This is a genomic window from Phenylobacterium sp., assembly GCF_036402295.1.
Classification (GTDB): domain Bacteria; phylum Pseudomonadota; class Alphaproteobacteria; order Caulobacterales; family Caulobacteraceae; genus Phenylobacterium.
Map to the genome: position 1 here is coordinate 1 of NZ_DASWTE010000468.1, position 11321 is coordinate 11321.

Genomic DNA, 11321 nt, shown 5'->3' on the forward strand with positions numbered 1-11321 from the left:
AAGGCTTCGCCCCTAACGCGCCCCCCGGCGCGCGCACCTTACGCCAGCGTGGACTCGAGGACGCCCTTCATCCACTTCGGATGCTCGAGCACCTTGCCGCAGCCCAGGGCCACGCAGCTCAGAGGATCGTCGGCCACCGTCACCGGCAGGCCGGTGTGGTCGCGGATCTCGGCGTCCAGGCCACGCAGCAGCGCGCCGCCGCCCGTCAGCATGATGCCCTTGTCGGCGATGTCCGAGGCGAGTTCCGGCGGCGTGGCCTCCAGCGCCATCTTCACCGCGTCGACGATCTGGCCGACCGGCTCCGAGAGCGCGTCGGACGCCTGCTTCTCGCTGATGCGCACCTCGCGCGGCACGCCCTGCATCAGGTCGCGGCCCTTCACCTCGATGGAGAGGCCTTCGCCGTCCGAAGGCGCCCGCGCAGTGCCGATCTCCTTCTTGATCCGCTCGGCCGTGGTCTCGCCGATCAGGAGGTTATGGTTGCGGCGCATGTAGCTGATGATCGCCTCGTCCATCTTGTCGCCGCCCACGCGCACCGAGCGCGAGTAGACGATGCCCGAGAGCGACAGCACGGCCACCTCGGTGGTGCCGCCGCCGATGTCGACCACCATCGAGCCGGTCGGCTCGTGGATCGGCAGGCCGGCCCCGATCGCAGCCGCCATCGGCTCGTCGATCAGGCCCACGCGGCGGCCGCCGGCGTTCAGGCAGCTGTCGTTGATGGCGCGGCGTTCCACGGCGGTGGCGCCGGACGGCACGCACACGATCACCTTGGGGTTCACGAAGCCCTTCCGGTTGTGAACCTTGCGGATGAAATACTTGATCATCTCCTCGGCGACTTCGAAGTCGGCGATGACCCCGTCGCGCATCGGGCGGATGGCTTCCATGTGCCCCGGCGTGCGGCCCAGCATCTGCTTGGCCTCTATGCCCACGGCGTGCACCACCTTGCGGCCGCCGACGTTGCGGAGGGCCACCACCGAGGGCTCGTTCAGCACGATGCCCTTGCCCTTCATGTAGATGAGCGTGTTGGCGGTGCCGAGGTCGATGGCGATGTCGTTCGAGATTGCGCCGAAGAGAGACGAGATCATGCAGGGCCCTGAGGGGATAGGGGCTGAAGACGTTCCGACAGAGAGATCCAAGGCGGCTCGACTAACGCGCGAGAATGCGTCGAGTCGGTACGACTTGTCTGGCGGGCTTTAACCGTCCCTCTGCCCTGCGCCATTGGGCATTTCAAGGCTTAAAGAGTGGTGTGCGCTTTCGCGTCGCGCGCGAGTTTTGTTGCGACGCTTCGCCCTGCTGCCGCCACGATTTGGCGCCTGCGCGCCGCAAGGGCGCCGCAGCCGTGGCTACAGTGGCGCTTCGATGCGGCAGCGGACGCCGCCCGAGAGGAATTCGTGCTCGACCTGGCCGCCCAGTTCGCCGCCGATCGCGCCGGCGATGAAGCGGACGCCGAAGCCCTTGTGCGTGGGCGGCGCCACCGCCGGGCCGTCGGCCTCCTGCCACTCCAGGACGAGCAGGCGCGGCCCGATTCGCCGCCAGCTGACGGCCAGCTTGCCGGCCGGAATCGACAGCGCGCCGTACTTCACCGCGTTGGTCGCAAGCTCGTGCAGCACCAGCGACAGGCTGACCGCCGTCCGGGCCGAGATCATCACCGTCTCGCCGTCCAGCGTCACTCGATGGTCGGCGCGGTAGGGCGCCAGCACATCCTCGGCCAGCACCCGCAGGTCGGCGTCCTGCCAGCGCCGGAGAGCCAGCTGGTTGTGGGCGTTCGACAGCGCCACCAATCGCGCCTCGAAGCGCTCGCGCATGCGGCCGGGCTCCACGCCGCCGCGCAGGCTGTGCGCGGCCAGCGACTGCACCGACGCGAGCGTGTTCTTCACCCGATGGTTGAGCTCATCGACCAGCACCTTCTGGCGCTCCTCGGCCTGCTTCCGCTCGCTGATGTCGACCAGCATGTTGACCGCGCCCATCAAGGCGCCCGCGCTGTCGTGCAGCAGGGTCGGATAGGCCAGGAAGGCGCCGCGGCTGCCGTCCGGCCGCTCGAATACGGCCTCCAGCCCATGGACGGCCCTGCCCGAGATCAGCGCGATCGCCATCGGGCAGGTGTCGAGCGGCATCGGTCGGCCGTCGGGGTGGTAGAGCCGGTGCGAACCGCACCACTGGTCCTCGCCCACCGTCGGCGTCCGCCCCCAGAGCTGCGCTGCGGCCGGATTGAAGCTCAGCACCCGGCCCTGGTCGTCGGTGATGTACATCGCCACCGGCGACAGCTCGACCACCCGCCGGACCCAGCTGTCGAGGCGGTTCACCCGGGCCCGCGCCCGCTTCACCTCGGTGACATCCTGGAAGCAGGTGACCGCGCCGATCAGCTCGCCGGCCTCGTCGAGGAGGGGCTCGATGTTGGCCAGGATGTCGATGTGGCTGCCATCCGGCCGCTCCACGGTCGCCTCGACGTCACGCGCCGGCGCCCCCGTCGCGAGGACTTCGTCCAGCCGCGAGCTCGTCTTGTCGAGCCGGCTGCCGTCCGAATGATAGATGGGGACGTCGTTGCGCCCGGCGCCGTCCAGCGGCCGACCCCAGAACTCGGCGGCGCGACGGTTGTGCCGGACGATCCGCCCCTCGCGGTCGCAGACGAAGACTCCGATGGGCAGGGCCTCGAGCAGGGCGTTCCATTGCTGGAAGGCCGCCCCCAATCGCTCGGTGGACAGCGGGGCGGCGGCGCAACCCGCAGGCCCCGATCCAACGTCCTTCATTGCAGCAGCCCCCGCCACCCACTTCCCCGTAAGGCCGCAAACGCCGCCGGGCTCACACGGTTCCGCTCGATCCACAGGTCTTTTGGCTACCGCTCGCCCTGGTCGAGCCCCGGCAGGCGCCGTTCCAGCATCAGGAGCGCCAGCACCACCGCGAAGCCGAACACCAGCAGCAGGGCCGCGAGCGCATGCGCCCTGCCCCACGCCAGCGCCTCCACGTCGCGGAAGATCTCCACGGACAGTACGTTGGTCACGCCGGGGATCGCGCCGCCGATCATCAGCACCACGCCGAACTCGCCGATCGTATGGGCGAAGGTCAGGATGGCGGCCACCACATAGCCCGGCGCCGCCAGCGGCAGGGCCACGCGCGTGAAGGTGGCCAAGCCCGAGGCGCCTAGCGTCGCCGCCGCGTCCAGGTGCTCCTCGCCCACCGCCCGGAACGCGTTGCGCAGCGGCTGCACGGCGAACGGCAGCGAATAGATCAGCGAGCCGATGACCAGGCCCGTGAAGGTGAAGGCCAGGGTGCGGATCCCGAACGCCTGCAGCGGCGCCATCAGCGGGCTGCTCGGCGACAGCGCGATCAACAGGTAGAAGCCCAGCACCGTCGGCGGCAGCACGATCGGCAGGGCCACCAGCGCGCCCACCAGCTCGCCCGCGAAGCCGCGGCTGCGGGCCAGCCACCAGGCGAGCGGCGTGGCGGCCAGCAACAGGATCGCTGTGGTGACGCCGGCCAGCTTCAGCGTCAGCCAGATGACGGGAAGGATCTCGCTCAAAGGACCTCGTAGCCATAGCGGCGGATGATCGCCTTGGCCTCGGCGCTCTTGAGGAACGCCATGAACGCCCGCGCCGCAACGCTGTTCGCGCCCGTCTTCAGCAGAACCGCCTGCTGGTTGATGGGCGTGTGGTCGGAAGCCGGCACGGTCCAGCGCGAGCCCCCCTTGACGCCGACCAGCTGCGAGAGCGCCACGAAGCCCACCTCGGCCGCGCCCGTGTCGACGAACTGGTAGGCCTGGGTGATCGAGGTCCCCTGGACGATCTTCGGCTGCAGGGCGTCGTAGACCCGGCGCTTCTTCATCGTCTCCACGGCGGCGACGCCATAGGGCGCCGTCCGCGGGTCGGCGATGGCGATCTTCTGGAACTTGCCCTGCGCCAGCAAGGCGCCGCGCCCATCGACCAGGCCCGGCGTCTTCGAAAACAGGGCCAGCCGCCCGATCGCATAGGTGAAGCGGCTGCCGACGACGCCCAGCCCCTCGGCCTCGGCCCTATCCGGCCGCGCCCGGTCGGCCGACAGGAGCACTTCGTACGGCGCCCCGTTGGCGATCTGCGTGTAGAACTGCCCCGACGAGCCGAAGCTCAAGGTCGCGTCGTGCCCCGTCCGCGCCTTGAACCGCGCCGCGATCGCCTTGGCCGGCTCGGTGAAGTTGGCGGCGACGGCCACCTTAGTCTCGGCGGCAAAGGCCGGGACAGCGGCCAGGGCGAGCGCGAAGGCGGCGATCAGGCGTGTCAGCGGGCCCATGGTCCGTTATGTATCCGTACTACATAACGGAGGAAAGCATGCTCAGCGCCACCGTCACGCTCGAGCGGCCCGGCCTGCCCCGGGTGGCCCTGGCGCGCATGGCGCTCGTGGAGGCGATCGGCGAGCTGGGCTCGATCAGCGCCGCCGCCCGCCGGGTGGGGCTTTCCTACAAGGGCGCCTGGGACGCGGTGCAGGCGCTGAACAACCTGTTCGACGGCCCGCTGGTGGAGGCCGCCCCCGGCGGCAGCGGCGGCGGTCAGGCCCGCCTGACACCCCGCGGTGCGGCGGCGCTCTCTGCCTTCCGCCGCGTGCAGGCCGAGATGGACGCCGCGCTGGCCAAGCTGGAAGGAACCCTCGATGCGGATGTGTTCTGGAGCCTCGGCATGAAGACCAGCGCCCGCAACGCCCTGCGCGGCACGATCGCCCGTCTCACCCCCGGCGCGGTGAACACCGAGGTGGCGCTGCGCGTCGCCGAGGGTCTGGAGATCGTCGCCGTCGTGACCTCCCACAGCGTGGACGACCTCGGCCTGCGGGAAGGCGCGGCCGCCATCGCACTGATCAAGTCCAGCTTCATCGTGCTGGCCAAGGGCGAGGGCCTGCGCACATCGGCCCGCAACCAGATCGCGGGCGTCGTCGCCAGCCGCGAAGACGGCGCGGTCTCGAGCGAGGTGCGGCTCGACATCGGCGGCGGCAAGTCGCTCACCGCCACCATCACCCTCGAGAGCGCCGAGGCCCTGGAGATCGCTGTCGGCGACGCGGCCACGGCCCTGATCAAGGCGCCTCACGTCATCCTGGCGGTGGAGTAGCTTTCCTGCTCTAAGGCCGCCCGCGAATAGCCACGGGGACGAGATGAGCGGCAGCGACGAATTCGTCTACGACGAGGCCACGGGCGAATGGATCTCGGCCGAGGAGGCCGCGGCGCGCGCGGCGGCGGCCGGCGTGGTGGAGGTGCGCGACGCGGTGGGCAACCTGCTGGCCGACGGCGACGCCGTGACCCTGACGCGGGACCTCAAGGTCAAGGGCGCGGGCCAGACCCTCAAGCGCGGCACGGTCATCCGCTCGATCCGCCTGACCGGCGACCCGCAGGAGATCGACTGCCGCCACGAGACGATCAAGGGCCTCGTCCTGCGCGCCGAGTTCGTGAAAAAGCTCTAGCGCGATGGACGGCTAGCGGATCTCCAAGGGAGGATCCGGATGGTTCCTGAACCCCTTGCCCGACTGGCGCAGAAGCGTGAAGTGACAGTAGGTGTCCTTGAGGTCGAGGGCGACTGAGGCCTCGGTCTTCGTGGAACCACTGCCGATCTCCGCGAGATCGAACTCGATCCCATCCGGGAGGTTGATGCGGACGCGATGCTCGGCCCCTGTCGCAGGGCTCCGGATCGGAACAGCCGTGGACTCGAGTATGCCCGGGACGACGATACGCGCTCGACGCCGCTCGATGTTCACGTCGAATTCGATGGGCCTGAACAGGGGCGGATGGACGGTGCTCGACATCGTCCGATAGACCCACCAGTGGGTCGCTCCTGCGTTTGTCTCGCCACCGTAGAGGATTGTGGCCAGGGCGTCCCGTTGCCCGGCGTCCGCGCGCTCATCGATGACGGCCTGGCACTCGCCGCCGCCTTCGTAGATCGGCCCCGGCCAGGCGTAGAGTAGGGCTGCGCCCAGCCCATCGAGCACGACGTCACCGAAGTGACCCTTGTCGATGAGAACGGCCGCGAAGCCGCGGCAGTCCCCGTACGTGGGACGGCGTGACTCGAACTGGCAAGGACAGCCGTAGTCGCAGTTGCAGTTGCTGAACTCGACTCCCTCCATGTACCAATCAATCGCTGCCATGGTGTCCTCCATAGGACTACCGGGAGAGTGTCATCCTGGGGCGTCCGAAGTGGAACCCCGAACTGCAGCTGAACGGAGGTGCGGGACTGGGGGACGCTAGCCCGTCGCCGCGGCTAGCGCCTCGGCGATCCGTGCGTCGCTGCGCCGGAGCGACAGGAAGATCACGCCGGCGATGGCCGCCGGGATCAGGCCCCAGATCATCCCGGCCGCGAACAGTCCGGTGGCCAGCGCGATCGAGATGCCGATGGCGACCTCGGCCACCGTCACGAACCAGGCGGCGCGGCGGCGGCTGCGGTACTCCGAGCGGCGCTGCGGCTGCTGCCACCACACATTGATCAGCGACGCGGCGGCGGCGGCGGCTAGGCATCCCACCGTGGCGGCCAGGCCCACGCGGGGCGCGATCGCAATCAACGGCAGCAAGAACGGCGCGAGCATCGCGGCCGTCGGGAGCACCGCCGCCGCGAGCTTGGCCCGCCGCAGCGTCGCGATCGGCGTCGGCGCCGAGGCCAGCAGGTCCGGCGCGTCCTCGGCCGACACCGTGATCCAGGTGAGGCTGGCGGCGATCTGGCCCGAGACGAAGCTCAGCGCCGCGGCGCTGCCCGGCATCAGCAGGCCGTCGCCCTCGCCCGCCTGGCGGATCAGCAGCAGGCCGACGGGCGCCATGTAGAGCACCCGCACCAGCACCTGGGTGATCAGGCCGGGATCGCGCGCCAGGAGCCGCAGCTCCTTGCGCAGCGTGGTCTGGAATGCGCCATGCGCGAAGGCCGTCAGGCCGCCCCGCGCCCGCCGCTGGCTCGCGCCCGCCCCGGCGGCGGCCGCAGCGTCGTCGGCGAAGCGGGGGCCCAGCACCACGATCGCCAGCCAGAGGACCGCAGCCGACGCGGCCGTGATCCCCAGCATCGGCAGCGGTTCGCCCAGCAGCGCCCGGAGCGGCCAGTCCAGGCCCGGGATGTCCAGCCGGCCCTCGCGCGCCAGCCGCGCCGCCAGGAGCGTGAAGCTCTCGGCCCGCTCATGCCCAACCAGGGTGCGGATCTGGGTGGCCAGGAACACCGCCGAGCCCAGGAGCGCGGCCATGATCTGCGCCGCCGTGCGCGTCCGCTTCGGGCCCAGCACGCGGAGCAGCGCCGTCGCCAGCAGGAACCCCGTCCCCGACGCCGCCAGCGACAGCGCCGCCAGCGCCGCCAGGCCGGTCACCCCCTCCACGTGGCCCAGCACGGCGACCAGCAGCAGCGGGCCGCCCAGGAAGTAGCCGAAGGTCATGGCGCAATCGACGGCCACCGCCAGGAACCGGATCGTCAGGATCCGGCGCGGATCCAGCGGCGACGAGAACAGCAGGTCCAGGTCGCCGCGCTGGTAAAGGGCGTCGACGGCCAGGCTCAGCGTCTGCGACAGCATGATCGTGAACAGCGCGAACAGCCCCGCGGCGGCGAAGGCGGCGGTGTCGGGGCGCAGCGTCAGCGGCGCGCGGTCCAGGATCGCCGCCAGCGGCAGGCCGAGCGCGAGGGTCACCACGATCGGCAGGCCGAACAGGAAGATCAGCCGCAGCCACAGCGCGCGTTCGCGGCCGCCGCGCCGGTCCATCCGCCGCCAGCCGACGCGCAGTTCGTGGCGCAACAACCAGAGGACCGAGCCTGGCGCCATCACGCGGCCGCGTCGGGCGCGGTGAGGTCGAGGAACACGTCCTCGAGCGTGGCCGCCAGTCCGCCGGTGCGGGCGCGCAGCTCGTCCAAGGTGCCCTCGGCCGCCAGCCGCCCGTGCTGGATGATGCCGATCCGGTCGGCCATCCGTTCGGCCACCTCCAGGATGTGCGTCGTCAGGATCACCGTCGCCCCGCCGCGCACGCGGTCCTGCAGCAGGTCCTTCACCTGCCGCGCCACGGCCGCGTCCAGGCCGGTCAGGGGCTCGTCGAGGATCAGCAGCCGCGGCTCGTGGATCAGCGCGCCCGCCAGCGCGGTCTTCTGCTTCATGCCGCGCGAGAAGCCCTCGCAGCGTTCCCCGCGGTGTTCCCAGAGGCCCAGCCACTTCAGGAGCTCCTCCGCCCGGGCGCGGGCCGCCTTGGCGTCGATGCCCCACAGGCCGGCCACGAACTCGAGGTACTCCAGCGGGTTCAGCCGCTCGTAGAGCATGGGCTCGTCCGGCGCCCAGGCGATCACCCGCTTGGCCTCGGCGGGGTTGGCCAGGGCGTCGACGCCGAACACCTCGATCCGCCCGCCGTCGGGCTTGAGCAGGCCAGCCACCATGCGCAGCGTCGTGGTCTTGCCCGCGCCGTTGGGTCCCAGCAGCGCATAGAGCTCGCCCTGCCGCACCCGCAGGGTCAGCTGGTCCACCGCCGTCTTGGCGCCGAAGGTCTTGGTCAGGCCGTCGAGGGCGAGCGCATCCGTCATCGCCCCATGGATGCGGCTCAGCCCAGCGCGGTCAAGACGACTCCCAGCGTCGTGAACGCCCCGCCTACCCATTGGCGCAGGCTGGGCTGCTCGCGGAACAGGCGGCGGCCGACCGCAGCGGCGATCGGCGCTTCGATGACGCCCACCGCGCGGACCGGCCCCGCCGGCGCGAGCGCCAGCGCCGCGAACCAGCAGGCCGACGCCGCAGAGCCGCAGAAGCCCGCGCCCAGCGACGCGCGCCACGAGGTCGCCACGGCCCTGAGCGCGCCCGGCCGCACGACGCCCAGGATCGCCACCAGCAGCACCGACTGGAACGCCTGGGCGCAGACCACGCCGGCCAGCGCCGAATAGATCGGGTGCCCGGGATCGAGCGCCAGGCCCGCCTGCCGGTAGCCGTTCAGCGCCACGGCGAACGCTGCCCCGGACGCCAGGCCCAGGAGTGCGCCGGCAAGGCCGCCGCGCAGGTCCTGCGGCTTGGGCCACGACAGGATGAAGAGCCCCGCCGTCGCCACCGCCACGCCGCCCCAGGCCGCCGCGGAAAGCTGGTCGCCCAGCGCCAGCCAGCCCAGCACCGCGCCCAGCGGCAGCGACGATTGCTGCATCACCGTCGCCACCGCGAACCCCGACCGGTGCATGGCGAGCAGCAGGCAGCCGGTGGCGGCGATCTGCGCCAGCGCCCCGGCCAGCACGCCCAGCGCGAACCGCAGCGACGGCTCGGGCTCAGCGTCCGGCGTCGCCAGGGCGACCACCGCGAACATGGCGATCGAGAACGGCAGGCCGAACAGGAAGCGCACGAGCGTCGCGCCCCACGGTCCGGCGTCGCCCACCAGCCCGCGCTGCAGCGCATTGCGCGCCACCTGCAGCGGCGCCGCCGCGGCGGTGAGGAAGATCCAGAGCATGCAGGGCTCCAATCCCTCCCTTAATGGGGAGGGATAGGCCGCGCGAGCGGCCAGGGTGGGGAAGTGTGGGCCGGAGTGTTGAGGCCGGGGAGGATCAACACCTCCCCACCCTGCTCGCCTCCGGCGAGCTGTCCCTCCCCCTTAAGGGAGGGAACGCTTCGCTAGAACCCGCTCGCGACCCGCGCGTCCGGGGCGCTCTTTTCCTTCCGGGCGAAGAGGTTGTTGAGCGCGTTGACGTAGGCCTTGGCCGAGGCCGTCAGCGTGTCGGTGTCGGCCGCCGTGCCGGTGGCGATGCGGCCCTCGTCCTCCAGCCGCACCGAGACCTGCGCCTGGGCGTCGGTGCCCTCGGTGACCGCGTGCACCTGGAAGAGGCGCAGGATCGCCGCGTGCGGCGCCACCGCGTGGATGGCGTTGAACACCGCGTCCACCGGGCCGTCGCCGGTGGCGTTGGCGCTCTTCTCGTCGCCGTCGATGGTGACGGTCAGGAAGGCCTCCTGCGGTCCCTCGGTGCCGGCGATGACGCGCAGGTGCTTGACCTGGATCTTGTCCGCGCCCGAAGCCAGGGCGTCGTCCACCAGGGCCACGATGTCGTCGTCGAAGACGTGCTTCTTCTTGTCGGCCAGGTCCTTGAAGCGCTGGAACGCCTCGTTGAGCGCGTTCTGGCCCAACTCGTAGCCCAGGTCCTTCAGCTTCTCGCGGAAGGCGTGGCGCCCCGAGTGCTTGCCCATGACCAGGTTCGATTCCACCTGGCCCACGTCCTCGGGCTTCATGATCTCGTAGGTCTCGGCGTTCTTCAGCATCCCGTCCTGGTGGATGCCGCTCTCGTGGGCGAAGGCGTTCTTGCCCACGATCGCCTTGTTGAACTGCACCGGGAAGCCGGTGATCGCCGAGACGTAGCGGCTGGCGCGGGTGATGTGCTGCGGATCGACGCCCGAGTGGTAGGGCAGCTTGTCGCCGCGTACCCTGAGCGCCATCACGATCTCTTCCAGCGCCGCGTTGCCGGCCCGCTCGCCGATGCCGTTGATGGCGCACTCGATCTGGCGCGCGCCGCCCTGGACGCCGGCGATGGAGTTGGCGACCGCCAGCCCCAGGTCGTTGTGGCAGTGGGTGGAGAAGATGACCTTGTCGGCGCCGGGTACGTTCTCGATCACGTCGCGGAACAGGTCGGCGTACTCGCTGGGATAGGTGTAGCCCACCGTGTCGGGCAGGTTGATCGTCTGCGCGCCCGCGCGGATCGCCGCCTCGATGCAGCGCAGCAGGAAGTCGCGCTCGGTGCGGGTGGCGTCCTCGGCCGACCACTCCACGTCGCCGCACAGGTTGCGGGCCAGGGTGACCGACTTGGTCACCATCTCCAGCACCTGCTCGGGCTCCATCTGCAGCTTCCACTTCATGTGGACCGGGCTGGTGGAGATGAAGGTGTGGATGCGGCCGCGCTTGGCCTTCTTCACCGCCTCGGCGCAGCGCTCGATGTCGGCGGCGCCGGCGCGGGCCAGGCCGCAGACGGTGCTCTCGGTGACGATCTCGGAGATCGCGCGGACGGCCTCGAAGTCGCCGTTCGAGGCGATCGGGAAGCCCGCCTCGATCACGTCGACCTTCATGTCCTCGAGGATCTTCGCCAGCTCCAGCTTCTCGTCGTGCGACATCGACGCGCCGGGCGATTGCTCGCCGTCGCGCATGGTGGTGTCGAAGATGATGACGCGGGCGCTGTCGGACGCGGGCGCCGGGGTCGACTCGGTGATGGGGGCGGTCATGTCTCTAGTCTCTTCGCGGGTTTTGGTCGTGGGGCGGGAGCGGAAAGACCCCTGGTCGCCCGGCCGCGAGTGCGCGCGTGCCTAGAGAGGCGCCCAGGGGCGGCTAAGCCCCAGCGAGAGAAGAAGCAGGCTGTCGAGCCGCGTGCGCATGGCGAGGTCTCTACCGAAACGGGCGCCGCGCCGCAAGCATCTTGCGC

The 11321-nt window shown here is 70.7% G+C and carries 11 protein-coding genes; 2 read left to right on the forward strand and 9 right to left on the reverse strand.

What is annotated here, in order from left to right; all coding sequences use genetic code 11:
• Positions 1 to 38: 38 nt before the first annotated feature.
• The 4 genes from VGD44_RS26095 to modA form a co-directional block, all read right to left on the reverse strand.
• Positions 39 to 1082, reverse strand: a complete 1044-nt coding sequence (locus VGD44_RS26095; RefSeq protein ID WP_331091663.1) for a rod shape-determining protein — start codon at positions 1080 to 1082, stop codon at positions 39 to 41.
• A 258-nt stretch (positions 1083 to 1340) separates the two neighbouring features.
• On the reverse strand, positions 1341 to 2744 hold the full coding sequence (locus tag VGD44_RS26100; RefSeq protein ID WP_331091665.1) for a sensor histidine kinase: 1404 nt from the start codon (positions 2742 to 2744) through the stop codon (positions 1341 to 1343).
• A gap of 86 nt (positions 2745 to 2830) precedes the next feature.
• Positions 2831 to 3505 (reverse strand): molybdate ABC transporter permease subunit, encoded by a 675-nt coding sequence (gene modB / locus VGD44_RS26105; protein ID WP_331091681.1) that lies wholly within the window; start codon positions 3503 to 3505, stop codon positions 2831 to 2833.
• A 5-nt stretch (positions 3506 to 3510) separates the two neighbouring features.
• Positions 3511 to 4257, reverse strand: coding sequence for a molybdate ABC transporter substrate-binding protein (gene modA, locus VGD44_RS26110; protein ID WP_331091667.1), 747 nt, complete (start codon positions 4255 to 4257; stop codon positions 3511 to 3513).
• Positions 4258 to 4295: 38 nt separating this feature from the next.
• On the opposite strand from modA, the gene VGD44_RS26115 reads away from it, so the two are divergent.
• A complete protein-coding gene (locus tag VGD44_RS26115) occupies positions 4296 to 5063 on the forward strand; it encodes a TOBE domain-containing protein (RefSeq protein WP_331091669.1) in 768 nt (255 codons plus the stop codon).
• 133 nt (positions 5064 to 5196) lie between these two features.
• Positions 5197 to 5412 carry an alkylphosphonate utilization protein gene (locus VGD44_RS26120; RefSeq protein WP_331091683.1) on the forward strand — a complete coding sequence of 72 codons (216 nt, stop codon included), beginning with the start codon at positions 5197 to 5199 and terminating at the stop codon, positions 5410 to 5412.
• Between the two features lie 12 nt (positions 5413 to 5424).
• Here VGD44_RS26120 and VGD44_RS26125 read toward each other — a convergent pair whose 3' ends face one another.
• The 5 genes from VGD44_RS26125 to VGD44_RS26145 form a co-directional block, all read right to left on the reverse strand.
• Positions 5425 to 6090, reverse strand: coding sequence for a DUF1326 domain-containing protein (locus VGD44_RS26125; RefSeq protein WP_331091671.1), 666 nt, complete (start codon positions 6088 to 6090; stop codon positions 5425 to 5427).
• A gap of 96 nt (positions 6091 to 6186) precedes the next feature.
• The gene (locus tag VGD44_RS26130) at positions 6187 to 7707 is read right to left on the reverse strand and encodes a hypothetical protein (RefSeq protein ID WP_331091673.1); all 1521 of its coding nucleotides are present in this window, start codon (positions 7705 to 7707) and stop codon (positions 6187 to 6189) included.
• Positions 7708 to 7730: 23 nt separating this feature from the next.
• A complete protein-coding gene (locus tag VGD44_RS26135; RefSeq protein WP_331091675.1) occupies positions 7731 to 8474 on the reverse strand; it encodes an ABC transporter ATP-binding protein in 744 nt (247 codons plus the stop codon).
• A 17-nt stretch (positions 8475 to 8491) separates the two neighbouring features.
• Positions 8492 to 9373 carry a DMT family transporter gene (locus tag VGD44_RS26140; RefSeq protein WP_331091677.1) on the reverse strand — a complete coding sequence of 294 codons (882 nt, stop codon included), beginning with the start codon at positions 9371 to 9373 and terminating at the stop codon, positions 8492 to 8494.
• Positions 9374 to 9534: 161 nt separating this feature from the next.
• Positions 9535 to 11124, reverse strand: coding sequence for a 2-isopropylmalate synthase (locus VGD44_RS26145; protein ID WP_331091679.1), 1590 nt, complete (start codon positions 11122 to 11124; stop codon positions 9535 to 9537).
• Between the last annotated feature and the right edge of the window lie 197 nt (positions 11125 to 11321).